Raw genomic sequence first — 24,492 nt, 5'->3', positions numbered from 1 at the left:
TCCGGCGGCTCAGACCAGGCGGACGACGGCCCGGGACATCCCGAGCACCTTCTGGCCGCCCGTGGTGGCGACCAGGTCGACCTGCACCTTGTGGTCGTCCAGCTTCTTGGCGACCTTCGCCGAGACCTCGATCACCGCGCCGACCCCGTCGTCGGGCACCGGCACCGGACGGGTGAAGCGCACGCCGTACTCGAGCACCGCGGCCGGATCGCCCGTCCAGTCCGTGACCACCCGGATCGCCTGGGCCATGGTGAACATGCCGTGCGCGATGACGTCGGGCAGGCCGACCTCCAGCGCGAACCTCTCGTTCCAGTGGATCGGGTTGAAGTCCCCCGAGGCGCCCGCGTACCGCACCAGCGTGGCGCGCGTCACCGGGAAGGACTGCGCCGGCAGCTCGGTGCCGACCTCGACCTCGTCGTAGCGGATCGTCATCGCGCTCACTTCCCCGTCTCCTCGGCGGCCCGGGCCACCAGCGTCATGACCGACGTCACCACGTGCTCGCCCGTGGCGTCCGTCACCTCACCGCGGACGGTGAGCACGTCGTTGCCCGCCAGCGACTTGATGTTGTCGATGAAGACCTCGACGGAGAGCCGGTCGCCGGCCCGCACCGGGCGGGTGTAGGCGAACTTCTGGTCTCCGTGCACCACCCGGGTGTAGTCCAGGCCCAGCTCCGGGTCGTTCACGACCTGGCCGGCCGCCGTGTAGGTGATCACGAACGGGAAGGTCGGGGGGGCGATCACGTCCGGGTGGCCGAGCGCCTTGGCCGCCTCCGTGTCGGTGTACGCGGGGTTGGCGTCCCCGATCGCGACCGCGAACTCGCGGATCTTCTCCCGGCCGACCTCGTACGGCTCGGTGGGCGGGTAACCACGCCCGATGAAGGAGGGGTCGAGCGCCATGACAGCTCCTCGGAACACTGATGGACGGTACGGGAACGGATGTGGAAATGACTCCGGGCCGCACCCCTCGTGAGGGATGCGGCCCGGAGTCGAAGACCTGAATTCACACAGGCCCGATGATTCCCGCGAAGGGGTCAGCGGGTCTCGCGGTGCGCGGTGTGCGAGTTGCAGCGGGGGCAGTGCTTCTTCATCTCAAGACGGTCCGGGTCGTTACGCCGGTTCTTCTTGGTGATGTAGTTCCGCTCCTTGCACTCCACGCAGGCCAGCGTGATCTTCGGGCGGACATCGGTGGCAGCCACGGGAGTGCCTTCCTTGGACAACGAATAAGAACACGACAAGAGTAGCCGACCGGGAGTGCGATCTCCCGACCGACTACGCGGGGTAGCGGTGACCGGACTTGAACCGGTGACACAGCGATTATGAGCCGCTTGCTCTACCAACTGAGCTACACCGCCACGGTGATCTGCGGCACAGCCGGAGCTGACCGTTTCTCACCAGAGCCCCCATGCGGAATCGAACCGCAGACCTTCTCCTTACCATGGAGACGCTCTACCGACTGAGCTATAGGGGCGAACGAGGAAGAGATTACACGTTCCGCGCCCAGAGGTGAAATCCGTATCCGGGGGCGAGACCGCAGGCCAACGGCTTGCAACGAGCAGACGATCCGAGGTCTGGCGTTCGAGCACCCCGCGAACCCACGGCCCGGACCGATACGACTATTGCCCGCCTCCCGGCGCCCCGCCCCCGTCCGCCATAGGCTCGACCCTCATTGACCGGGAGGCCGACCGCACCGCACCGGGGCGGCCGTACGGCGCGACGAGGGAGCCCGCGATGGACAGCGCAGCCGCGGACGGGTCGCACTCCGGGCCCGGCCCTGCGGCCAACCCGCTCGGGCACGGCCCGGTCCTGCTGCTCACCGGCGCCCGGCTGGCGGACGGGCGGGTGGTGGACGTCCGGATCAGCGGCGACCGCATCCAGGCCGTCGGCACGGTCGGCAGCCTCGGCCCGCTGCCCGCCCTGCCCGGCGCCCCCACCGTCACCACCGGCGCCCGGATCGACCTCAAGGGCTACCTCCTGCTGCCCGCCCCCGCCGAGCCGCACGCCCACTACGACGCCGCCTTCTCCGCCGCCCTGGCCACCCCGCCGCCGGAGACCCCGGAGGACCTCACCCGCCGCGTCACCGAGGCCGCGCTCACCTCGCTCGGCTACGGCGCCACCGCGCAGCGCACCCACGTCCGCATCGGAGACGTCCACGGGCTGCGCCGGCTGGAGGCGGTGCTCACCGCCCGGCAGGCGCTGCGCGGGCTGGCCGACCTCCAGGCGGTGGCGATGCCCCGGCTGCTCACCGGCCGGGCCGGGGCGGACGGGCGGACGCAGCTGCGCGAGGCGCTCAAGCTGGGCGCCACGGCGGCGGGCGGCTGCCCGGAACTGGACCCGGACCCGGCCGGGTACGTGCAGCTGCTGCTGGAGGCCGCCCGGGAGGCGGACTGCCCGGTGGACCTGCACACCACCGGTGCGGACGCGCCCCAACTGGCGCGGCTGGTCGGCGCGTTGGCGCCGCTGCGGCCGAGGGTGACGCTGGGGCCCTGCGGGGCGCTGGCCCGGGGCGCGTCCACCGTGCTGGCCAGCGCCGGGGTGCGGGTGGTCTGCCTGCCGCAGAACTCCTGCTGCACGGGCCTGGAGGGCGCGCCGACCGGCCTGCGCCCGGGCCTGCTGCGGGAGTTGGCCGAGGCGCGGGTGCCGCTGGCGGCCGGGAGCGGGGCGCTGCGCGACCCGTCCAACCCCGTCGGCCGGGCGGACCCGCTGGAGGCGGCCCATCTGCTGGCGGCGGGCGGGGAGTTGGCCGTGGAGGCCGCGTACGACGCGGTGGCGAACCAGGCGCGGGCGGCGCTCGGGCTGGCGCCGGTGCGGGTGGACGCCGGATTCCCGGCGGAGCTGCTGGCCGTGCGCGGGGACAGCCTGGCCGGGGCGCTCTCGGGCGGGCACAGCCGGCTGGTGGTGCACAGCGGGCGGGTGGTCAGCCGGACCAGCGCCGTACGGGAGTTCGCGGACACGGTGGCGCTGGCGCTGCCCCGGCAGTCGGGCGGCGCGGACGGCTGACGCGGGGGCTCGCGGGGGCTCGCGGGGGCGTGACGAGGGCCGCACGCCCCTACGGCTCGTACCGGTACCCGATCCCCGGCTCGGTGATCAGGTGGCGCGGCCGGGCCGGGTCCGGCTCCAGCTTGCGGCGCAGTCCGGCCAGGTAGACCCGCAGGTAGTTGCCGCGGGCCTCCTGGGCCGGGCCCCACACCTCCCGCAGGATCTGCCGTCCGGGCACCAGGCGGCCGGGGTTGGCGAGCAGCAGGGCGAGGATGCGCCACTCGGTCGGGGTGAGCCGCACCGGGCCTTCGGGGCCGGTGACGGTGGTGGCGGCGAGGTCGACGGTGTGCTCGCCGATGACGGGCCGCCCGGGCGGGGGGCCGCCGAGGGGGCGGCGCAGCACCGCCCTGAGCCGGGCGAGGAGTTCGTCCATCTGGAACGGCTTGGTGAGGTAGTCGTCGGCGCCGGCGTCGAGGGCGTCGACCTTGTCGGCGGAGCCGGCCCGGCCGGAGAGCACGATGATCGGCATGGCGCTGCGGGTGCGCAGGCCGCGCAGCACGTCCATGCCGTCGAGGTCGGGCAGGCCGAGGTCGAGCAGGACGGCGTCGGGGAGGGTGTGCGCGGCGCGGTCCAGGGCCTCACCGCCGGTGGCGGCGGTGCGGACGGCGTACCGGCGGGCGCTGAGGTTGATCCGCAGGGTCCGCAGGAGGGCGGGTTCGTCGTCGACGACCAGGATCTCACTCACGCTTCAGGTCCCTCCCCGGGGTGGTCGGCGGGCGGCGCGGTGGGCCGGGCGGCGGGCAGGGTGAGCAGCATGGTGGTGCCGCCGCCGGGGGTGTCCTCGACCTCCAGGCTGCCGCCCATGGCCTCGGCGAGGCCCCGGGAGAGGGCGAGCCCGAGGCCGACGCCGGTGGTGTTGTCGGTGTCGCCGAGGCGCTGGAACGGCAGGAAGACGCTGTCGCGGTCCTCGGGGGCGATGCCGGGGCCCCGGTCGATCACCCGGATCTCGACCAGGTCGGCGTGGTGGCTGGCGGTGACCAGGACGGGTGCGCCGGGGGCGTTGTGGCGCAGCGCGTTGGTGATCACGTTGGCGAGGACGCGTTCCAGCAGCGGCGGGTCGGCGAGCACCGGCGGGGCGCCCTCTCCGATGTCCACAGTGAGGTCGAGCGGCTGGATGGGGGCGTACGGGTCGGGCAGGCTGTCGAGGGCCCGGGGCAGGATCTCGTCGAGGTGGGTCTCGGTGAGGTGCAGGGTGAGGGCGCCGGCCTGGAGGCGGCTCATGTCGAGCAGGTTGTCCACCAGACGGGTGAGTTTGACCAGCGATTCGTCGGCGGTGGCGAGGAGTTCGGCCTGGTCCTCGGGCGAGAACTCGACGTCGGGGCTGCGCAGCGAGCCGACCGAGGCGAGGGCGGCGGCGAGCGGGGTGCGCAGGTCGTGGCTGACGGCGGCGAGCAGGGCGGTGCGCATCCGGTCGGCGGCCTTGATGGGCTCCACCTCGGCGGCGACCACGGCGAGGCGGTCGCGTTCCAGGGCGGCGCCGACGTGGGCGGCGAAGGCGGTCAGCACCCGCTGGTCGGCGGCGGGCAGCCGGCGGCCGGTGAGCACCAGCACCGCGTCCGCGCCGACCGGCACCTCGGTGGTCTCGCCCGGCGCGCCGTCGTCCGGCTGCTCGGCCTCGGAGTGGGCGAGCACCTCGCCCGTCCGGGAGAGCAGGGCGACGGTGCGCATGCCGAAGGCCGTGCGGGACTTCTCCAGCAGGGCGGGCAGGGCGTCCGCGCCGCGCAGCACGCTGCCGGCCAGGGTGGAGAGGGTCTCGGCCTCGGCGGTGGCGCGGGCGGCGCGGCTGGTGAGTCGGCCGGCGTGGTCGACCACGGTGGAGACGGCCAGGGCGATGGCGGCGAAGACCACCAGGGAGACGATGTTGTTGGTCTCGCCGATGGTCAGGCTGTGGACGGGCGGGATGAAGTAGTAGTTGAGCAGCACCGAGGCGATGAAGGCGGCCAGCAGGGCGGAGACGGCGCCGCCAAGCAGGGCGACGATGACCACGCCGAGCTGGAAGATCAGCGCGTCGGTGGTGAGGTTGATGGAGTCGTGCGCCTGGGAGAGCACGGCGGTGAGCAGCCAGGGCAGCACCAGGCCCGCCGCGTAGCCGAGGACGGTGCGGCGCCTGGAGTGGCGCCGGCCCAACGAGGGCAGCCGGCCCCGGCCGGTGAACTCGTGGGTGACCATGTGGACGTCGATGTCCTCGGAGTCGTCCACGGTGGTCTCGCCGATGCCGGGGCCGGTGAGGAATCGGGTGATCCGGCCCCGGCGGCTGGTGCCGAGCACCAGCTGGGTGGCGTCGTGGGCACGGGCGAAGGCGAGCAGCGCGGTGGGGATGTCGTCGCCGACCACCACGTGGTAGCTGCCGCCGAGGGTCTCGACCAGCAGCCGCTGCTGGGCGAGGGCGCCGGAGGAGGCGCCGGCGAGGCCGTCGCTGCGGGAGACGTGGACGGCCAGGAGGTCCCCGCCGGCGGTGCGGTCGGCGATCCGGGCGGCGCGGCGGATCAGGGTCTCGCCCTCGGGGCCGCCGGTCAGGGCGACCACGACCCGTTCGCGGGTCTCCCAGACCCGGTCGATGCGGTGGGCGGCGCGGTAGTCGCGCAGGCCCTCGTCGACCCGGCCGGCGACCCAGAGCAGGGCGAGTTCGCGCAGGGCCGTGAGGTTGCCGACGCGGAAGTAGTTGGAGAGCGCGGCGTCCACCTTCTCCGCCTTGTAGACGTTGCCGTGGGCCATCCGGCGGCGCAGTGCCTGCGGGGCCATGTCGACGAGTTCGATCTGGTCGGCCCGGCGGACCACCTCGTCCGGGACGGTCTCGCGCTGGGGGATGCCGGTGATCTTCTGGACGACGTCGTTCAGCGATTCCAGGTGCTGGATGTTGACGGTGGTGATGACGTCGATCCCGGCGGCGAGGATCTCCTCGACGTCCTGCCAGCGCTTGGCGTGGCGGCCGCCGGGGATGTTGGTGTGCGCCAGCTCGTCCACGAGCACGACGGAGGGGCGGCGGGCGAGCAGCCCGTCGAGGTCCATCTCCTCGAACTCGGCGTCCCGGTACGAGCGGTGGACGCGGGGGACGACCTCCAGGCCCTCCAGCATGGCCTCGGTGTGGCGGCGGCCGTGGCACTCGATGTACCCGACCACGACGTCGACCCCGCGCTCCTGTCTGCGCCGGGCCTCGTCCAGCATCCGGTAGGTCTTGCCGACCCCCGGGGCGGAGCCGAGGTACACCCTCAGCCGGCCGCCGCGGGTGCCGGTGCCGGAGGTGAGGTCGCGGGCCATGGGCGCTGCTCTTTCGTCATCGCGGGGCGGTCGGGCGGGTTCGGCTTGCGGGCGGTGACATGCCGCGAGCCGACCCGGGCCGGGAGCGAGCCCCGGCCCGGGTCGGCCATCTAACTCTCCATCAGATCCGGTGTCACTTCTGCTCGCCGAGCGCCCGGTTCAGCAGGACGACGTTGACGCCCTCGTTGCCGAGGAAGCCGAGCGAGCGCCCTTCGGTGTACTTCTCGACGAGCTTGGTGACGGTGTCCTGCGGCAGGTTGCGCTTCTCGGAGACCCGCTTGACCTGCTCCTTCGCGTAGGCCACGGAGATGTGCGGGTCGAGGCTGGAGCCGGAGGCGGTCAGTGCGTCGGCCGGGACGCTCGCCGGGTCGACGCCGTCGAACTCGGCGACGGCCTTGCGGCGGTCGTCGACGGCCTTCAGCAGGTCCTCGCTGTTCGGGCCGAGGTTGCTGGCGCCGGAGTTGTCGCCGGCGTAGCCGTTGGCGGAGGGGCGGGGCTGGAACCACTGCGGGTCCGGCTGCGCCTCCTCGTTCTTGTCGTTCGGGTCCTTCTTCGGCAGGTTGTAGTTCTGGCCGAGGAGGCTGGACCCGACGTTCTTGCCGTCGGCGCTGACCATCGACCCGTTGGCCTTGTCGCTGAACGCGACCTGGCTGATCCCGGTGACGAGCAGCGGGTAGGCGATTCCGAGGATCACCGTGAGCACCAGGAGGGCGCGCAGCGCCGTGAAGTGGGTGCGGACGGCGGTCGGCAGGGGCTTGGACATGGTGGTTGGCTCCTTTCCCTGCTCAGCTGAGGCCGGGGATGAACTGGACGATGAGGTCGATCAGCTTGATGCCGACGAAGGGCACCACCAGACCGCCGAAGCCGTAGACCCCGATGTTGCGGCGCAGCAGCGAACTGGCGTCCGACGGGCGGTACTTGACGCCGCGCAGGGCGAGCGGGATCAGGCCGACGATGACCAGGGCGTTGAAGATGATCGCCGAGGTGATCGCGGACTGGGGGCTGTGCAGGCCCATGATGTTGAGGTGGCTCAGGCCCGGGTAGACCCCGGCGAACATCGCGGGGATGATCGCGAAGTACTTGGCCACGTCGTTGGCGATCGAGAAGGTGGTCAGCGCGCCGCGGGTGATCAGCAGCTGCTTGCCGATCTCCACGATCTCGATGAGCTTGGTCGGGTTGGAGTCCAGGTCGACCATGTTGCCGGCCTCCTTGGCCGCCATGGTCCCGGTGTTCATCGCGACGCCGACGTCGGCCTGGGCGAGCGCGGGGGCGTCGTTGGTGCCGTCGCCGGTCATCGCGACCAGCTTGCCGCCCTCCTGCTCCTTCTTGATCAGGGCCATCTTGTCCTCGGGCGTGGCCTCGGCGAGGAAGTCGTCCACGCCGGCCTCCTCCGCGATCGCCTTGGCGGTCAGCGGGTTGTCGCCCGTGATCATGATGGTCTTGATGCCCATGCGGCGCAGCTCGTCGAAGCGCTCCCGCATGCCCTCCTTGACCACGTCCTTGAGGTGGATGACCCCGAGGACGCGGGCGGGCTCGCTGCCGATCTTCGCGGCGACGACCAGCGGGGTGCCACCGGCGGCGGAGATCCCGTCGACCAGGGTGGCGACCTCGGAGCCGACCGAACCGCCGTTCTCCGTCACCCAGTTGGAGACGGAACCGGCCGCGCCCTTGCGGACCTGGTGCACGCCGCCCGGCTCGTCCAGGTCCACACCCGACATCCGGGTCTGGGCCGTGAACGGCACCCAGGTGGCGTGCGTCAGCTCGCCCTGGGCGCGGGCCCGCAGGCCGTACTCGGTCTTGGCGAGCACCACGATCGAGCGGCCCTCGGGGGTCTCGTCCGCGAGGGAGGAGAGCTGGGCAGCGCCGGCCAGCTCGCCCTGCTCCACCCCGGGCGCGGGCAGGAACTCGGCGGCCTGGCGGTTGCCCAGGGTGATGGTGCCGGTCTTGTCGAGCAGCAGGGTGTTGACGTCGCCGGCGGCCTCGACGGCGCGGCCGGACATCGCCAGCACGTTGCGCTGGACGAGGCGGTCCATGCCGGCGATGCCGATCGCGGAGAGCAGCGCGCCGATGGTGGTCGGGATGAGCGCCACGATCAGGGCGACCAGGACGATCATCGACTGCGGGGCGCCCGCGAAGGTCGCCATCGGCTGGAGCGTGACGACCGCGACCAGGAAGACGATGGTCAGCGAGGCCAGCAGGATGTTCAGCGCGATCTCGTTGGGCGTCTTCTGCCGGGCGGCGCCCTCGACCAGGGCGATCATCCGGTCGATGAAGGACTTGCCGGGCTCCGAGGCGATCTTGACCACGATGCGGTCGGAGAGCACCTTCGTCCCGCCGGTCACCGCGCTGCGGTCACCGCCGGACTCGCGGATGACGGGCGCGGACTCGCCGGTGATCGCCGACTCGTCGACGCTGGCGACACCCTCGACGACGTCTCCGTCGCCGGGGATGACCTGCCCGGCCTCGACCACCACGTGGTCACCCAGCTGGAGCGCGGTACCGGGCACCTCCTCCTCGGCCCGGCTCGCGGGCCAGTCGGTGAGCCGGCGGGCGACGGACTCGGTCTTGGTCTTGCGCAGGGTGTCGGCCTGGGCCTTGCCGCGGCCCTCGGCGACGGCCTCCGCCAGGTTGGCGAAGACGGTGGTCAGCCAGAGCCAGACGGTGATCGACCAGGCGAACACGGACGGGTTGACGATCGCGGAGACGGTGGTGACCACCGAGCCGACCTCGACCACGAACATGACCGGGTTCTTGACCATCACCCGGGGGTCGAGCTTCTTCACCGCGTCCGGCAGGGAGGCGAGGATCAGCTTCGGGTCGAGGAGGCCGCTCTGCACTCTGTGCGGCGCGGCGGCCTCGGCCTTGTCGGCCGGTGCGGGGTTCAGGGTGGGGGTGGACATCAGGAGAGACCTTCCGCGATCGGCCCGAGAGCCAGGGCCGGGAAGTAGGTGAGGCCGACGACGATCAGGATCACGCCCGAGAGCAGGCCCACGAACAGCGGCTTGTGGGTGGGCAGGGTGCCCGGGGTGGCCGGAACCGGCTGCTGCTGGGCGAGCGAGCCGGCCAGCGCCAGGACGAAGACGATCGGCAGCAGACGGCCGAAGATCATGGCCAGGCCCAGCGCCGTGTCGTACCAGTCGGTGTTGACCGTGATGCCGCCGAACGCCGAGCCGTTGTTGTTCGCGGCGGAGGTGAAGGCGTACAGCACCTCGGAGAAGCCGTGGGCGCCCGAGTTGAGCATCCCGGCACGCTCACCGGGCAGCGCCATCGCCACGCCCGTACCGACCAGCACGAGGGTCGGGGTGGTGAGGATGTACAGCGAGGCGAACTTCATCTCCCGGCCGCCGAGCTTCTTGCCCAGGTACTCGGGGGTACGGCCGACCATCAGGCCGGCGACGAACACCGCCACGACGGCCAGGATCAACATGCCGTACAGGCCGGAGCCGGTACCACCGGGCGCGATCTCGCCGAGCATCATGTTGAAGACCGTCAGCCCGCCACCGAACGGGGTGAACGAGTCGTGGAACGAGTTCACCGCGCCGGTCGAGGTCAGCGTGGTCGAGGAGGCGAACAGGGTGCTCGCGGCGATGCCGAAGCGCTGCTCCTTGCCCTCCATCGCGGCGCCCGCGGCCTGCAGGGCGCTGCCGTGGTGCGCGACCTCGGACCAGGTCAGCAGAGCCGTCGAGGCGACCCAGAACAGGCCCATCACGGCGACGATCGCGTAGCCCTGGCGGTTGTCGCCGACCATCCGGCCGAAGGTGCGCGGCAGGGCGAACGGGATCACCAGGAGCAGGAAGATCTCGACCAGGTTGGAGAAGCCGGTCGGGTTCTCGAACGGGTGCGCCGAGTTGGCGTTGAAGAAGCCGCCGCCGTTGGTGCCCAGCAGCTTGATGACCTCCTGCGAGGCCACCGGGCCGCCCGGGATCCTCTGCACGTCGCCGCCGAGGGTGGTCACCTCGGTGAACCCGTGGAAGTTCTGGATCACGCCGGAGGCGGCCAGGACGAGGGCGAAGACGATCGAGATCGGCAGCAGCAGCCGCAGGTTGATCCGGACCAGGTCCACCCAGAAGTTGCCGACGCGGTCGGTCCGGTTGCGGGTGAAGCCCCGGATCAGCGCGGCGACGACGGCGATGCCGACGGCCGCGGAGACGAAGTTCTGCACCGCCAGGCCCGCCATCTGCGCCAGGTGGCCCATCGCGGACTCACCGGCGTAGGACTGCCAGTTGGTGTTCGCCACGAACGAGATCGCGGTGTTCCACGCCTGGTGGCCGTCCATCTGCGGAACGCCCAGGTTCAGCAGCAGCCACCCCTGGAGGCGGATCAGGCCGTACAGGAAGAGCACGGAGACGGCCGAGAAGGCCACCACCGAGCGCAGGTACACCGGCCAGCGCTGGTCGGCGTCACCGTCGACGCCGATCAGCTTGTAGACGCCGCGCTCGACTCTGAGGTGCTTGGAGGTGGTGAGGACGCGGGCGATGTAGTCGCCCAGGGGGCGGTAGCACAGGGCCAGCGCGCCGACGAGGGCGAGGGCCTGCAGCCAGCCCGCGAGAGTGTTTCCCATGTCAGAACTTCTCCGGGAAGATCAGCGCCACGACGAGATAGCCGACGAGCGCGACGGCCACGATGAGACCAGCGATGTTCTCGGCGCTCACAGCTTCTCCACCCCCCGCGCGATCAGGGCGATGACGGCGAACACGGCGACCGTGACACCGACGTAGATGAGATCGGACATGGGCTCCACCAGCGTGGTTCGGGAGAGTGCCGCGGACGGGCCCGGGGGCCTCGTGCGGCGCCGGCGGACGACCGGCAGATGCAGCAAACCAGCCGTCTGGGGCGCGTTAGGGGCCCCTGACGCCGTCCATACGGGTGATAGCGCCACGTTGACGCGACGTTGACGTCCGCTTCACCGGGCCGAGACCGTCGTGATCCGGCCGAGATCATCGGGCGCTCCCCGTCCGCCCGCGCATGTGGGAGGGCCCGGACGGCAACTCGCCGTCCGGGCCCCGGGATCTCGCGCGATCACATCCTCATCCGCAGCCGACACACCACCGCGTCCGTCTTCCTCCTCAGCGCGCGGTCGATCACGGCGCCGCGCCGGTTCTGCAGCGCCCGCTGCCACCAGTGCGCGGGCTCCACCTCGGGGATCAGCACGGTCAGGCGGTCGTAGACGTGCTCCCGGCCCAGCTCGTTGACGAAGTCCGCGATCGGCTCGCCCAGCCGGCGGTGCCCGTCCGGGATCTCCACCAGCGGCACACCGGGCTGCCACAGCTCCCAGTCCCTGCGCAGCGCCTCCGCCTGCGCGGACTCGTGGACGACCGTCACCGCCAGCACCTCGTCGCCGAGCGAGAGCGCCGCCGACAGGCCGTCCCGGGTGAGCCTGGTGATCGCCGTCACCGGCACGACGACCAGGCTGCGCTGGCGGGTGACCGCGCCGGGCACCCGGCCCAGCTCCAGCCGCTCGCCGATGCGGGCGTAGCTGCGGTGCACGGCCTCGAACAGCAGCACCAGCAGCGGCAGGGCCACGACGATGCCCCAGGCCCCCTCGGTGAACTTGGTTCCGGTGACCACGACGGTGGCGACGCCGGTGAGCAGGGCCCCGAAGCCGTTCAGCAGGGCCTTCCACCGCCAGCCGTCCGGCCGCTCCCGGTACCAGTGCCGGACCATGCCGACCTGGCAGATGGTGAAGCCGACGAAGACGCCGATCGAGAACAGCGGCACCAGGCTGTTGACGTCCCCGCCGGAGCCGACCAGCAGCGCCGCCGAGACGGCGGCCAGGAACAGCACGCCGTAGCGGTACACCTGACGGTCGGCGCGCAGCGCGAACACGTGCGGCAGGTGGTTGTCCCGGGCGAGCAGGTCGAGCAGGACGGGCAGGCCGCCGAAGGAGGTGTTCGCGGCCAGGCCGAGCAGGACGACGGTGGCGAACTGGACGACGTAGAAGCCGGCCCCGTGGCCGAGCGAGGCGTCGGCGAGCTGGGCGAGGACGGTGACGCCCTCCACCGGCTGGAGGTGGAAGCGGCCGATCAGCACGGCCAGTCCGATCAGCATCACGCCGAGCAGGACGCCGAGCGCCACCTCGGTCTGCTGGGCGCGCCTCACCCGCGGGGCGCGGAAGGAGGGGACGGCGTTGGCCACGGCCTCGACGCCGGTCAGGGCGGAGCAGCCGGCCGCGAACGCCTTGAGCAGCAGCAGCGCGCCGACGGTCGTCGCGTTCTCGGCGAGCACCGAGGCGTGCCCGGCGGCCGCCTCGGTACTGGCGGGGGCGTCGCGGAACAGGCCGACCACGATGATCGCCAGGATCGACAGCACGAAGACCGCCGTCGGCGCCATGAACCAGCGGGCCGACTCCGCGATGCCGCGCAGGTTCACCGCCGTCACCAGGGCGAGCACGCCGAGGCAGAGCCAGACCCGGTCCCCGTACAGGCCCGGGTACGCGGAGGTGAGCGCGGCCACCCCGGCCGTCACCGAGACCGCGACGTTCAGGACGTAGTCGATCACCAGCGAGGCCGCCGCCGTCAGCGCCGTCCGCCGCCCCAGGTGCGCCTTGGCCACCGCGTACGAGCCGCCGCCGTCCGGGAACGCCGCGATCACCTGCCGGTAGGAGGCCACCAGCACCGCGAGCAGCACGGCGATCCCCACCGTCACCGGCAGCGTGAACCCCAGCCCGTACGCACCGGCCGCGGCCAGCACCAGCACGATCGACTCCGGCCCGTACGCCACCGACGCCATCGCGTCCAACGACAGCGCCGCCAGCCCCCCGAACACCGACAGCCGGTGCCGCTCCTCCCCCACCCCGGGATCCGGCGGCTCCTCCGGGCGGGCGGTCACGGACGGGCTACTGGCGACGCTGGACATCGGACGGGACCTCCGCAGTGAACTGATTCCTCAGATCCTGCGCCCCCGCCCCCACACCCCTCCCGCACCCCTACGCGTTCCTGACGCCCCCACGAGCCCCTTTGACACGCCCTTGACGCGCAATCCTCTGGTGGGGGGTGGGCCGAGCCGAAGTCCCGGCGGACGCCGGTTGGGAAGACGACCAGCTCGATCGAAGGACTCCCACCCCCACACCCCCCACTCTCCTGCCCCACCCCCGTAATTGCAACCCATGCGCAATAACCCCACCCCCACCGGCCCCCGGGCACACGAAAAGACCCCCGATCCGCGTTTCCGCAGATCGGGGGCCGTTTCTCCATCCGGTGGCTGGTGCAGGGTTCGAACCTGCGTAGCTTGCGCGGCAGATTTACAGGCCGCTGGCTACACCCACCCTGAACAGCCAACTCCCGCTCCCAGCCCCCATCTGGTCCGCCCCTGGTCCGGATCATGGTCCCGGTAGCCCCTACCGACCCACCTCCACGAGCACCTCACAGGCTGGGCCGGGCAGCGCTCTCCGCTGCCCGGCCCGGCCTCCTGTGTTCCTGCTCACGCCCCACCGACGCCGAGGTCGAGCCGGGCCTGCAAGTGATAGGCGTTGAGCAACTCGACCAGGACGACGCCGTTGGCCACCACGGTGTGCTCGCGCGCGGCCGTCTCGAACTCCCACAGCACCGCGTTGACCGCCTTCGCCGCCTCCACCGCCGCCGGACTCGCGAGCAGTACGAGCATCTCGAACAGCGCCGACCGCTGGATCTCCGCCTTCTCCATCGTCGCCAGGAACTCCGCCCGTCCCTCCGACCCCGCCTCAGCCTCCACGGCCCGCTTGGCGACCGCAGAGATCTCCTTCACGCAGGTCGCGTACTGCACGTAGGTGTCGAGCTTCCGCTCACCCCACCGCGAGGCCATAAGCCGCCGGTGCTTGACCTGCTCCGCCCACCCGGTGGCCACGAACGAGGTGAGCGCCCCCAGCAGGACGCCCACCAGCGTGACGATCTGAGTAATCACCACCCAGAACCTACCGACGCCGCGCGCCGCAGAAGGGCGAAGCCCCGCAGGAACTCGTTGCGGAGGCTTCCTGCGGGCCCGCCAGCGGCCGGCTACTCGTCACGTCCCCCTGAAGACGTGCTGCGGGCTGGAGCCCCGCTATTGGGGCCCACAGGCGGTTGACTCTCGATGTCAGAACGCAGCCGGCGTTGGACTCCTTGGGCACGGCGCCGCTTGATCGCAGGCAGCGCTGCGCCGCAAACAGCTGCGGCCGTGGCGATCGGAGTAGCGAGACTCGGGGTTAGCCACACCAGGCCAGCCGTGAAGAGCGAAGCGCTGAACACCGTTACGAGAGGTAGAGAGCTTCGGATGCTGTATGCCAAGTGGCGCCTTCGGCGTACATTCATAGGGCGTTACCTGCCTGCTCTGTCTGCGTAGATGGTGAGCGGTGATGCGGTGAGCGGCCTCCCGGGCCAGGGAGGCCGCTCACGTCGTTCTGCCCTCTCACTTTGATCCATCGCTAACGCCAACCTGGGTCCAGCCAATTGACCTTTTGGCCCGCATGACCACCCTGAGGTTCGCTGTGCCTCGCGCAAAACCGCAGGTAGCTGGCCCTGAAGCACTGCGGCCAAAAGGTCGCAAAGAGTCACAGCACCCTTTGGCCCGCATGACCACCCTGGGGTGGGCCGTGGCTCACGCAAAACCGCAGGTAGCTGCCCCTGAAGCATCGCGGCCAAAAGGTCGCAATGGCTTCGGGCCCCCGCTCCCACGGCCCTTGCAGGTACCTGGCATGCAAAGATGCGGGCACGCAGGCAGGGAGGACGCGTGTCGAGGAACGTTGAACGGCTCGTCAAGCGCAGGCGGGCCCTAGAGGAGCTCGCACCGCAAGTTTTGAGCGCGGCAAGATGGTTGCACTCGGTTCATCAAAAGGGCACCAGGCCAGCGTGGGTGAGGGTCAGGGCTGACCTCTTCTGGGGAGGAGAGTTTAATGGCGGGCCGCTCCGAGAGCCCCCTATCTGCCGGGTCACCGCGCCGCGCGGCCTAAATCTGCAGCTTTACCTGATCGCACTATTTGAAGCTCAATGCAGGAAGCGAACCGGCGTCGCCGGCCCGAGCCCCTTGCCAATTTATAGCGCTGAACCAGAAGAAGCATCATGGGTCAGGGTCACCGCTTCCCAGGCAAGGGAGAATATGGAAGCAAGGAGACAGATTACCGAGCTTGGAAATCGCATCAGGCAAGTTAAATCAGGATTTCAACGACTGGCTTCCGAGGGCCTGGTGAGGATAATTAAATCTTCGCGGGGCACCATTTCGATCATGCCCCTTCACGAGTCTGGCATTACCGACTCCAAGGTAAATGATTACGTAATCCCCAGCGGGGATTCGATGCGCCTCATCTTTCTTCCGGTTGAATTCTTCACGGATGGCTGGATCTTCATCCTCACGCAGTCCGAGATTCGAATGTATCTGGTACTGCTACATATGGCGCGGAGGTTCCGCAAGAACCATCGCGAGACGGGTGTCTACTGCGCCGGCAGCATTCGGGACTACGAGTACTGCCTCTCCAGGGATGTCTACGAGACGCATCTTCTACTGGAAGGCTTCGGCCTGATCGAGAGGATGTCATCCGGAGATCGGCATTTCGATGGAAAGCTGATCCAGTTTCACCGGCGCCTAGAAAGAGGGGAGGTGATGCCCGCACACCGATTCAAAGTGGCGGCCCGACTTGCTCACATTCGAAATCCTGTAGCGAAGGCCAAAAGGGTCCTTAGCGAGCACTCCGACAACAGGGATTCCAATCCTCCGACCGCCGAAGCCAGCTTCACCAGAAGCGTCAAACTTGCAAAACGCGCAAAATTTGATCGCCACGCTTTTTAGCAACATGGCGCTCGATGGCTTCTAAATTTCCAACCCCCTAATGCCTAACCCACGCCGTCGGATCGCCACGGTGCGCTCGCGGGGCAGACGCCGCAAAACCTCCGGCCAGTTCAGGATGTGCAGCGTGAACAAAGTGAGCCTCGATAGGCATCGCCCTGGATGCTCAGCTTCTGACGGCAACCAAGCTCGACTCTCGAATACTCTTCACCGGAAAACCTCGCGGGACAACATCCGATCAAAGGAAGAGGTCGACATGCTGACGCCCACTTTCAAAGTCCTTCCATTTTCGAAGATTTCTCGAATTGTAAGAACCCACTCCTTCGAGACCTGCCATCGCGAAATATCCAGCCAGGCCATGATACTTGCCATCTAGATAGGAAAGACGCCGAAGCATATATGTCACCATCCTTCCAATCGGAGATATTTCGACAGCTTTTCCGCCAAAGCCGCTAAACGATGGACCCGAATAATAGCTAACGACCCCCGGGCCATACATTTCTTCGTCTGACTCCGCGCGAAGAACCCAAGCCCCCAGATCTGCGACGCACAAAAAATCGAGCGAGTTATTTGGGTGGCCGACATGCCTCTTATCGATCTCTGCAAGCATGCCCGAGATCACGTCCACCACCCGCTGCCTGTCAGCTCGCCACGAGTGAGAGTGGGCAACTAGTCCATAAATCACCTCCTTCCCGTGCGCCCTATAGATGGCCTCTTTTGCTCGACTGGCACTTGCGATCGTCTTTTCGATGTGCTGCGCTTTCAGGGTCGACTTGCACTCAACGATGACCATCACCTCCGAGGCGAGGTGCATCTTCTTCGTCAGCATTCCATGCGGATACAGCGAAGAAAGGGCTACGATATCAACTTGATCAGTCGCCTCTCCGTCACCACATAGAACTCGCCCCTTTGTGGCGATTTGCAAGTCCCCGGGAAGCCATTTCCTCAAGAGCGACGCCCAATTCTCTTCGCCTTCATCTCCGGCTGTCCCTGGATCTTCCATGGCACGTGCGCGGATTCGCTCGTATTCGAGCTGTATTTCCATGGTGGCCTGCTTGAAGTAGGAAACTAGCTCCCGTTGACTCACTACTCTCCCCTCGTTCCCGGATCAGCCGATTCATCAATTCTGTCAGCACGCGCGCAGCATGTCTGCAGAATCACGAAATCGACGAAGCCGGCAAGCGCCACGTAGCAAGCAATCACGAATCAGCAGAAGCCCTACACGCAGCGCGCTCTGTGCCCTGGGCTCCAGCCCGGCTGCTGACTGTCTGGTCGGGTGAGTGCCTGTGGTCGAGTAGAACAGCATTCAGCAGGCAACCCGGAAAGCACAGACGGCAGATGATTTATCTGGGGCCGACCGCCGCGGACGTCTCGTCACGATGCCCCTCATGCCTCGATGTCTCAGGCACGGAACATCAGGAGCTCGAGCATCGGGTCAGGGCATCCGCGATGTGCTGCATCGAGTCCACGACTATCACGGCGCCGGCGGCGGCTAGCTTGGCGTCCTTACCCGGCTTGTTGGCGTAGCCAATCGTCGGCACGGCGGCGGCTTCACCGGCCTCGATATCCCGGACCGCGTCGCCGATGAAAACACACTGCACCGGCCCGGTGCCCGCGGCTTCCATCGCTTCGAGCAGAAGGCGCGGGTTCGGCTTCATGGAGGAGGGCTCGCCCGGGGCGCGCCCGAAGACACCCGCCACATAGTCGGTAAGACCATGCTCGGCGAGGTAGGACTCGATGGCTGCGCCCGCGTTATTGCTGACCACTGAGACCAGTCGGCCGGAGAGGACAGCAGCGCGCAGAAGCGATTCGCCGCCTGGGGTCGGGCGAGCGACCTGGACGGCTTCGTTCTCCAGCGTGGCCAGCGCGGTGTCCGTGCTCGCCGTGAGGTCGGGCCGAGCGTCCGCGATCAGCCGGAGCAGGGCGAGCGGGTCAGTCTCCTCCTCGACCCCGGGCGGAGCCTGCGCCCCTGCCGCAAACCAGCCCTCCCGGAGGCGGCGGGCGACCACTGGGGCGGGAAGGCCAGCGAAGACCGAGCAGACCGGGCCGTCGAAGTCGAGGAGGATGTGCTTCACCGGCCGCAGGACGGCGGCGAGTTGATCAGGGGTGGCGATCATGGCTGCCGCTCGTAGGCGATGGTGCTCCACACGCTGTCGAACCACATCTGGGCCTGCTGGACGTACTGCGATCCGAGTGAGGCGTCGTCCGGGCCGGCGACGTGGTGGAACAGGGTGGTGTCCTTGCCGGTCACGTCGAAGAAGGTGTGGGCAGTGTCGTCGATCGTGACGGTGCGCTCGCGGAGCGGGTAGAAGCCGAAGAACGCCTCCGTCCTGTTCAGGATATAGAGCTTGAAGAGGCTGGACGCCCGGTGGACCTTGACCTGGACGCTGGCCTTCTGGACGAGGCCCAACTCGGCGAGCATCTCGACCGAGTGGGCGATGCCGCCGGCGTTCGTCAGGGCGATGTTGCGGGCGCGCTCGCGGAGGGCGGCTTCGTCCTGGAGGCCGTCGACGAGGACGGGCACGGCCATGGGTGACGTCGTGTCGGGCAGCAGCAGGCGGACCGTGATGGATTCGGGCGCCAGCCGGCCGGAGCGGACCTTGTCGAGCGGCTCCTGGAGCGCGTTGTGCAGCGTCTCACTGGAGAAGCCGGCGAAGTCGAGGGTCACCTGCTGCTGCTCGAAGGCCGCCTCTAGATGCGGCCGCAGGCCGACGGGCCGGGAGGTGCGCTCGCGGACGAAGGAGCCGCTCCCCTGGCGGGTCACGATCAGTCCCTCGGTGCGGAGCAGATCGAGGGCCTTGTCCACCGTGCCGCGCGCCACGCCGAAGTGCTTCGCCAGCTCGGGGCCGGAGGGGAGCTTGTCGCCGGGCTCGAAGCCGGCCTTCTTCGTGAGGATCGAGGCCCGCAGAGTGCTGCCGACCTGCTGATACGGGGGGCGGGAGTCGTCTGGGTCCAAGGCCATCTCCCCATGCTAGGGCAGACACCCAAGAGGGGCGAGAAACCCAACTCTCTTGACCTGCCTAAGCAGGTTGTCTATGTTGTGAGTGTCGCACTGAGTGAGACAGGGGCGACACAGAGGGGCCTTCTTTGGGCTGCTCTGAGCTGCGCAAATGCGCCCGGAGGGGTGGGGTGACAGCCCCCCGATGGCAGCGCTCGTTCCTTCACAACTCCATAGGTCCCGCCGAGAACCCCGCGATAGGAGGTGCCTGGGGAGAGGCGGAGGCAGACCGAGCGGACGGCCCGAAGTGGGCCCCTGCGGGGGCGAGGGTGCGACTCCCTCCCCGTCCACGTGCAGCACGCCGCGCGTCCCGCGCTGGCCGCTGCTGCCATCGGCCCGTGGATCGGGCCGCCGCGCATTCCTTGGCCGGGCGCGCGGCGGCCCCGGGCCCCTCCCCACGAGAATCGAGGTAGACCCGTGAGGTCGATTGTTGCAGGTCAAACCGCCCTGACGGAGGGCGAGTTCGCCGAGCTCGCGCTCGGCGTGGAGTCGGAGTTCAGCCGGCTGTTCACCGGGGTGGTCGGCGAGAGCGAGATCGAGCGCGAGGCCCGGATGGACGCCGCGAGGGACGTCCTGACGGACCTCCGCCGCGAGGACCCGTTGCTGGCCACTTTCGCCGAGCAGCTGCTGAGCATCGCGCCGGTGCCGCTGCGGCGCCGGGCGGCCCGCCGCCGCATGGCGCGCTTCGAGCGGGTGGCCGCGTGACGACGATGGCCGCGCCGACGGGAGTTTCGGCCCCGGCCGCCACCGCTTCAACGCCGCGAGCGGGCGCTTCAACCGCGCCGCCCCAGACGTCCAGCCCGGTGCTGATCGGGCTGGCGGTGCTCGCCCTCGCGGGTGGGGTGGTGCTGGCCGGGATCGGCTTCACCGGCTCGTACTCGGCCCTGGTGAAGCTCGGTTTCAGGCACGGCTTCGGCGACTTCAGCCACGTCTACCCGGTCGGGCTGGATGCCGGGATCGTGGTCCTGCTGGCCCTGGATCTCTACCTGATCCGCCAGCGCACCCCGTGGCCGCTGCTGCGGCTGCTGGCCCACACCTTCACCGGCGCGACGATCTACTTCAACGCCGCCTCGAACGGCCCGATCACGGCCGATCCGACCGGTTCGGCCCTGCACGCCGTCATCCCGATCATGTTCGTCGCGGCCGTCGAGGCCGGACGGCGCCTGGTCATCCGGATCACCAGCATCGAGGCCGGCCACCAGCGCGACGGCGTACCCGTACACCGCTGGCTGCTCGCCCCGTGGCCGTCGTTCCGGATGTACCGGCGGATGCGCCTGAACGGCATCGCCTCCTACGACCGCGCGGTCGAGCTGGAACGCGAGAGGCTCGTCTACCGGGTCCTACTGGAGCGCCAGTACGGAGGTGACTGGCGCAAAGCCCCCGCTGACCAGCGGCTCCCGCTCACGATGGAGCGCTTCGGCCTCTCCGTGAACGAGGCCCTGGCCCTGCCGATCGAGGCAGAGGAGAGTGCCCGGCTGCGGGCCGACCGCACGGCCGCGTTCGAGGCCGAGGTCAGCGCGCGGGCCGAGGCCCGGGCTGCGGACGCCCGGATCTCCAGCCTGCGTACGACGGGCCGGGTCGAGGCCGCCGGGTACGAGGTCGACGCCGATACGGCCGCCGCCCGCGCCCAGGCACAGGCCCGTACGCTCGCCGCCAGCCGGGAGGCGGATGCCGCCGAGCGGCTGGACCAGGCGACCGAGGAACTGGCCGCCGCCGAGGCCGAGCAGGACGCCGCCGAGGCCCGCCGACGTGCCGCTGAAACCGATCGGGCCGCTGCTGAAACGGAGCACGTCGCCGCTGAAACGCGGCGCCGTGCCGCCGAAACGGACCGCGAGGCGGCGGCCGCCGAGCGGGCCCGGGCCGAGGACGAGCAGGCCGCCCAGGCCGCCCGCCTGCGTGCCGCTGAAACGGCCAGGCACTCCGCTGAAATCGAGGAGTCAGCCGCTGAAACGGGCAAACGCGCGGCCGCCGTTCAGCGCGCCCGGGCCGACGCCGAAGAGGCCACCGAGGTGGCCCGGCTGCGGACCGCTGAAACCCGCGCACGCGCTGCTGAAGCCGAGCTGCGCGCCGTCGAAGCGGAGGACGCGGCGAAGCTGACCCCCGCCGCCCGCGCCACCCGCCGCGTCGCCCGGATGATCCTCGCCGCCGGCGGCAACCCCGAGGCCGTCACCCTCCAGTCCATCGCCGAAGCCCTCGACGTCTCCCTCGCCACCGCCTCCGGGCGCCGGGCCGAGGCCGCCGAACTGCTCGCTTCCGGCTACGCGCTGAGCGCCGCCTGACCTGCTCGAATTCCTCGGCTTCACCACGCCGCAAGGAGGTCAATGTCATGGCCCTGACTAAGGGCGCACTCCCCGTCCCCCCGATCACCAACGACGACCGCACCCGCGCCGCCGGCGCCGCCGCTCGTCTGCTCGCCCGCCTCGCCGCTGCGAAGGGCGGTGCCCGGTGAACCCGCACAAGGTGGTGCCCGGGCTGGGCATCGCCTACCTCGACGGCGGTGGCGTCGCCTACCGCCTGGCCGACCCGCTGACGATCGGCCAGGTCAGCGGCCTGGCCCGCGAGTCGTGGTGCCGCCGCCTGGAGGTCTCCGACGCCTCCAGCGACGGGCAGCGGCCCGCCCAGTTCCGCGCGATCTGCGAGCTGGACGGCGACCCGTTCGTGCTCATCGGCCGGATCGGAGCGTGCTCCTGATGTTCGGCATCGGCAAGAAGCAGCCCGCTCAGCCCCCGTCCCGCCAGCAGCGTCGGGCGAAGGCCGTCCGCGAGGCGGACCGTGCCGGGCACGCCGCGATCGACGCGCTCCCGACCAGCCGCTCCATCACGAACTGGTGGCGGGCGTCGGACGGTTCGCGGCGCTCCTCCTGACCCGCTGTAGGGCTCGGCCCCGCGTGGTCGAGCCCCCAATCTGCCACTGGAGAAGACAGTGATCTACCTGGTTCTGCTGCTGATCCTGGTTGACGCCGGGATCGGCCTCTGGGCCCTGCAGGAGCTGGCCCGCCGGGGGTGGTTCCGGTGACCGTTCCCCCGCCCCGGCCGGAGGCAACCGAGGTGGTCGAGTGGTGGCGCAAGAGCTGGCCGCCGAAGCAGCGCGCCGCCTCCGGGGCCGTGCCCGTCGACCTCCACAAGGACGAGGTCCTCGCCGACTCCGAGGACCAGGCCGTCGAGGACGAGCAGTCCAGCGCGGCCCCGGCCTACAATCTCAACGACGTCGTCGAGCGCCTCGGCCTGCTGATCAGCGAGACGCCGGAGGAGCGCGTCGAGAGGATGCGCGCCGAGCGCGAGGACTGGCACGAGCGGCAGGGTGAGACCCCCGCCCAGCGCGAGGCCCGGCACCGCTCCGAGCAGCTGGCCGAGCGCCGCCGGGTCTCCGCGGCCTGGCGTCAGCCGCAGTCCGAGCGCGCCCGCCGGTTCCGGCGTTGGTGCATCCTCACCACCGCCTCCGCCGTGGTCGGCTACAGCGTCGGCGCCGTCCAGTTGGCCGCCCACCTGCCCATCGCCGTTGCCGCGCTCGCCGCCGGCGCTACCTGGTTCTTCGACCTGCGGATGCGCGGGTGGGGCCATGTCCGGGTGTCCGAGGTCCGGGGCGCAGGCGCCCTGACCGTCCTGGTCCTCGTCCGGGTGCCGCTCGCCTCCGCCCTGGTCGGGGCGCTCGGGCTGGCTCCGCTGATCACCCTCATCTCGTCCCACCACCACTGACCCCAGGAGGCCACCATGGACACCCAGTTGCTCGGTTCGTTCGGCTCCGGCGGGCTCTGCCTGGCCATCGCCGTGTGGATCATCCTCGGCAGTCGTAAGGCCGACAAGCAGGGCAAGCTCGCCAAGAAGCACAAGGACGAGCACACCGCCTGGCTGATGATCGTCTTCGGGATCTTCGCGGCAGGCGCGGGCCAGGCGTTCAGCGCACCGGGGACGGTCGGCGACGCGCTGACCCACGCCTTCACCTCGCAGAGCCAGGCGTTCGGCAACGTCGGCGCGGGTGCGGTCGCCGCAGTCCTGACCCTCGTCCTGTTCGGCACCAAGCCCGGTCCGTGGAAGGACAGCATCCTCGGCTCGACGGTGCCGTCCGTCTACGCCGCCGCCGGCGGGATCTGGGCGCTGCCGCTGACCGTGATCGGCTCCGTCCTCAAGGGCCTGGTCGGTGCCTGATGAGGTTCCGCCGCTACCTCGAGGGCGTGAGCCTCACCGCGTTCGGGGCGGGCAACCGCCGGATCATCCGGGCCGTCCGGCCCCACGCCGCGAAGGTCCGGTTCACGAAGCAGCAAGTCGGGGGAGCTGTCGCCTTGTTGGCGTTCCTCTCCCCCGCGCTGGCCCGGCCCGTCGCCCGGTACGCGCCGACCGTGGTCACCGTCGCGCTGGTCCTGTGGGTCGTCGTCGCGGTCGTGGTGGGCAACGCTGCCCTCAGCGCCGACGCGGCCGCCGACGACCAGGCGCTCGCCGAGGTCGAGCAGGACGACTCCGAGGACCAGGACGACGAGCTCCAGGCCGCCCCCGCCGACGCCGACCTGTTCGCCCTCGTGCGGTACATCGCCGGGATGTCTGACCAGGGCACCGCCGCGCACCTCTCCCACGTCCTGGATGAGGGCCAAGCCCGGGGCCTCTTCGAGGGCTGGAAGGTCGCCGACCTGAGGGCCCATCTGGAGGGGTTGGGGGTGGCCCTGGTCGAGGGCAAGAAGCTCACCTTCAACGGCCGCCAGCGCAACCGCCTCGCGGTGCTGCTGGAGGCCCTCCCGGAGAGCGCCCCGGGGACCCTTCCGGCGGTGGCCCGGAAGGCCGCCTGACCCCGCTCCCCCACCCCTCCCCAGCACCCCCTCTCGGAGACGGTGAAGCAGTAGGAATCGCAGGTCAGCACCCGCCTACCGCTTCCCCTACCGCGCCCCTACCTACCGCCCTACCCCAGCTCCTGGGCCCTCGTTTCCCGAAACCGCCGTTCGGCCCCCGGCCGACAGGAGCTCTGCCATGCTCGGCGGATGCCGTACGAGTACTGGTGCGGGGTCTGCCGCACCGTCAGCGAGCATTCCAGCGAGGCCGGAGCCGCAGCCGAGCGCCGCGACCACATCGCCGCCGTGCACCACGGCCGGCGCCCCGATCGCGAGCGCCTCCGGGCCCTCCAGGCAGCGCCCGGTCCAGCCCGACCGATCCGCCGGTTCGGCTCGACCCAGGCGCTCGCACTCGTTGCCGTCGTCCTCGCTGCGCTCGCCGCCTGGGCCCTCCACCTGGACCCGCCGGCTTCCCCGCACTCCCCGCCCCGGCCCGCCTTGCCCACGTCCCAACCGCTGGATTCCCTCCTCGCGAGTGCGGGAGCCACCACGCCGACCCGTCCGGGGCCCTGACCAAACATCTCCCTCCTACGTCGAAGCGGGGGGGGGGGGGGGGGCCGCGCCCCCCCCCCCCCCCCCCCCCCCCCCCCCCCACCACCCCCCCCCCCCCCCCCCCCCCCCCCCCCCCCCCCCCCCCCCCCCCCCCCCCGCAC

At 70.2% G+C, this 24,492-nt stretch carries 24 protein-coding genes and 2 tRNA genes; 10 read left to right on the top strand and 16 right to left on the bottom strand.

From position 1 onward, the window contains the following. Window positions 1-9: 9 nt before the first annotated feature. The 5 genes from ACIBCA_RS11620 to ACIBCA_RS11600 form a co-directional block, all read right to left on the bottom strand. Window positions 10-432, bottom strand: coding sequence for a MaoC family dehydratase (locus ACIBCA_RS11620; protein WP_396282939.1), 423 nt, complete (start codon window positions 430-432; stop codon window positions 10-12). Window positions 433-437: 5 nt separating this feature from the next. Then, on the bottom strand, window positions 438-896 hold the full coding sequence (locus tag ACIBCA_RS11615; RefSeq protein WP_396282677.1) for a MaoC family dehydratase N-terminal domain-containing protein: 459 nt from the start codon (window positions 894-896) through the stop codon (window positions 438-440). Between the two features lie 134 nt (window positions 897-1,030). Beyond that, entirely contained in the window at window positions 1,031-1,195 is a 165-nt protein-coding gene (gene rpmG, locus ACIBCA_RS11610) for a 50S ribosomal protein L33 (protein ID WP_006604855.1), read from the bottom strand. An 83-nt stretch (window positions 1,196-1,278) separates the two neighbouring features. Further along, window positions 1,279-1,351, bottom strand: a tRNA-Met gene (locus ACIBCA_RS11605). A 43-nt stretch (window positions 1,352-1,394) separates the two neighbouring features. Continuing rightward, window positions 1,395-1,467, bottom strand: a tRNA-Thr gene (locus ACIBCA_RS11600). A gap of 260 nt (window positions 1,468-1,727) precedes the next feature. On the opposite strand from ACIBCA_RS11600, the gene ACIBCA_RS11595 reads away from it, so the two are divergent. Further along, window positions 1,728-2,996, top strand: a complete 1,269-nt coding sequence (locus tag ACIBCA_RS11595; protein WP_396282676.1) for a hydrolase — start codon at window positions 1,728-1,730, stop codon at window positions 2,994-2,996. Between the two features lie 49 nt (window positions 2,997-3,045). Here ACIBCA_RS11595 and ACIBCA_RS11590 read toward each other — a convergent pair whose 3' ends face one another. The 8 genes from ACIBCA_RS11590 to ACIBCA_RS11555 all read right to left on the bottom strand — a co-directional run bounded on the left by ACIBCA_RS11590 (window position 3,046) and on the right by ACIBCA_RS11555 (window position 14,171). Next, window positions 3,046-3,720 (bottom strand): response regulator, encoded by a 675-nt coding sequence (locus ACIBCA_RS11590; RefSeq protein WP_396282675.1) that lies wholly within the window; start codon window positions 3,718-3,720, stop codon window positions 3,046-3,048. After that, window positions 3,717-6,293, bottom strand: coding sequence for an ATP-binding protein (locus ACIBCA_RS11585; RefSeq protein WP_396282674.1), 2,577 nt, complete (start codon window positions 6,291-6,293; stop codon window positions 3,717-3,719). The genes ACIBCA_RS11590 and ACIBCA_RS11585 overlap by 4 nt, the downstream gene beginning before the upstream one ends. A 133-nt stretch (window positions 6,294-6,426) precedes the next feature. Next, complete coding sequence (gene kdpC / locus ACIBCA_RS11580; RefSeq protein WP_396282673.1) at window positions 6,427-7,056, bottom strand: K(+)-transporting ATPase subunit C; 630 nt, start codon at window positions 7,054-7,056, stop codon at window positions 6,427-6,429. Between the two features lie 22 nt (window positions 7,057-7,078). Further along, window positions 7,079-9,193 (bottom strand): potassium-transporting ATPase subunit KdpB, encoded by a 2,115-nt coding sequence (gene kdpB, locus ACIBCA_RS11575; protein WP_396282672.1) that lies wholly within the window; start codon window positions 9,191-9,193, stop codon window positions 7,079-7,081. Further along, window positions 9,193-10,854 carry a potassium-transporting ATPase subunit KdpA gene (kdpA, locus tag ACIBCA_RS11570; RefSeq protein ID WP_396282671.1) on the bottom strand — a complete coding sequence of 554 codons (1,662 nt, stop codon included), beginning with the start codon at window positions 10,852-10,854 and terminating at the stop codon, window positions 9,193-9,195. Before kdpA ends, kdpB begins: the two co-directional genes overlap by 1 nt. Before the next feature lies 1 nt (window position 10,855). After that, window positions 10,856-10,945, bottom strand: coding sequence for a K(+)-transporting ATPase subunit F (kdpF, locus tag ACIBCA_RS11565; RefSeq protein WP_037971201.1), 90 nt, complete (start codon window positions 10,943-10,945; stop codon window positions 10,856-10,858). A 367-nt stretch (window positions 10,946-11,312) separates the two neighbouring features. Continuing rightward, window positions 11,313-13,148, bottom strand: a complete 1,836-nt coding sequence (locus ACIBCA_RS11560) for an APC family permease (protein WP_396282670.1) — start codon at window positions 13,146-13,148, stop codon at window positions 11,313-11,315. Window positions 13,149-13,712: 564 nt separating this feature from the next. Further along, window positions 13,713-14,171 carry a hypothetical protein gene (locus tag ACIBCA_RS11555; RefSeq protein WP_396282669.1) on the bottom strand — a complete coding sequence of 153 codons (459 nt, stop codon included), beginning with the start codon at window positions 14,169-14,171 and terminating at the stop codon, window positions 13,713-13,715. 804 nt (window positions 14,172-14,975) lie between these two features. Here ACIBCA_RS11555 and ACIBCA_RS11550 point away from each other — a divergent pair. Next, window positions 14,976-16,028: a hypothetical protein gene (locus ACIBCA_RS11550; RefSeq protein WP_396282668.1), complete on the top strand. Its 1,053-nt coding sequence runs from the start codon at window positions 14,976-14,978 to the stop codon at window positions 16,026-16,028. A gap of 235 nt (window positions 16,029-16,263) precedes the next feature. Here the strand turns inward: ACIBCA_RS11550 and ACIBCA_RS11545 are convergent, their stop codons facing one another. The 3 genes from ACIBCA_RS11545 to ACIBCA_RS11535 form a co-directional block, all read right to left on the bottom strand. Continuing rightward, window positions 16,264-17,070: a DUF6602 domain-containing protein gene (locus ACIBCA_RS11545; RefSeq protein ID WP_396282667.1), complete on the bottom strand. Its 807-nt coding sequence runs from the start codon at window positions 17,068-17,070 to the stop codon at window positions 16,264-16,266. Between the two features lie 370 nt (window positions 17,071-17,440). After that, window positions 17,441-18,142: an HAD family hydrolase gene (locus tag ACIBCA_RS11540; protein ID WP_396282666.1), complete on the bottom strand. Its 702-nt coding sequence runs from the start codon at window positions 18,140-18,142 to the stop codon at window positions 17,441-17,443. Next, a complete protein-coding gene (locus ACIBCA_RS11535; RefSeq protein ID WP_396282665.1) occupies window positions 18,139-18,987 on the bottom strand; it encodes a GntR family transcriptional regulator in 849 nt (282 codons plus the stop codon). Before ACIBCA_RS11535 ends, ACIBCA_RS11540 begins: the two co-directional genes overlap by 4 nt. Window positions 18,988-19,440: 453 nt before the next feature. Between ACIBCA_RS11535 and ACIBCA_RS11530 the strand changes: the two genes are divergently transcribed. The 8 genes from ACIBCA_RS11530 to ACIBCA_RS11495 all read left to right on the top strand — a co-directional run bounded on the left by ACIBCA_RS11530 (window position 19,441) and on the right by ACIBCA_RS11495 (window position 23,800). After that, window positions 19,441-19,728, top strand: a complete 288-nt coding sequence (locus ACIBCA_RS11530; protein ID WP_396282664.1) for a hypothetical protein — start codon at window positions 19,441-19,443, stop codon at window positions 19,726-19,728. Window positions 19,729-19,826: 98 nt separating this feature from the next. Then, window positions 19,827-21,302: a DUF2637 domain-containing protein gene (locus ACIBCA_RS11525; RefSeq protein WP_396282663.1), complete on the top strand. Its 1,476-nt coding sequence runs from the start codon at window positions 19,827-19,829 to the stop codon at window positions 21,300-21,302. 47 nt (window positions 21,303-21,349) lie between these two features. Further along, window positions 21,350-21,472, top strand: coding sequence for a hypothetical protein (locus tag ACIBCA_RS11520; protein ID WP_396282662.1), 123 nt, complete (start codon window positions 21,350-21,352; stop codon window positions 21,470-21,472). After that, window positions 21,469-21,714 (top strand): hypothetical protein, encoded by a 246-nt coding sequence (locus ACIBCA_RS11515; protein ID WP_396282661.1) that lies wholly within the window; start codon window positions 21,469-21,471, stop codon window positions 21,712-21,714. The genes ACIBCA_RS11520 and ACIBCA_RS11515 overlap by 4 nt, the downstream gene beginning before the upstream one ends. Further along, the gene (locus ACIBCA_RS11510; RefSeq protein ID WP_396282660.1) at window positions 21,705-21,887 is read left to right on the top strand and encodes a hypothetical protein; all 183 of its coding nucleotides are present in this window, start codon (window positions 21,705-21,707) and stop codon (window positions 21,885-21,887) included. Before ACIBCA_RS11515 ends, ACIBCA_RS11510 begins: the two co-directional genes overlap by 10 nt. Before the next feature lie 147 nt (window positions 21,888-22,034). After that, window positions 22,035-22,718, top strand: a complete 684-nt coding sequence (locus ACIBCA_RS11505; protein WP_396282659.1) for a hypothetical protein — start codon at window positions 22,035-22,037, stop codon at window positions 22,716-22,718. 15 nt (window positions 22,719-22,733) lie between these two features. Continuing rightward, window positions 22,734-23,168 carry a hypothetical protein gene (locus ACIBCA_RS11500; RefSeq protein ID WP_396282658.1) on the top strand — a complete coding sequence of 145 codons (435 nt, stop codon included), beginning with the start codon at window positions 22,734-22,736 and terminating at the stop codon, window positions 23,166-23,168. A gap of 26 nt (window positions 23,169-23,194) precedes the next feature. Then, on the top strand, window positions 23,195-23,800 hold the full coding sequence (locus tag ACIBCA_RS11495; RefSeq protein WP_396282657.1) for a hypothetical protein: 606 nt from the start codon (window positions 23,195-23,197) through the stop codon (window positions 23,798-23,800). Window positions 23,801-24,492 lie beyond the last annotated feature (692 nt).

Source organism: Kitasatospora sp. NPDC051170 (genome assembly GCF_044455705.1).
Classification (GTDB): domain Bacteria; phylum Actinomycetota; class Actinomycetes; order Streptomycetales; family Streptomycetaceae; genus Kitasatospora.
Note: the sequence above shows the minus strand (reverse complement) of the source record. Positions and strands in the feature narration are given on the sequence as shown.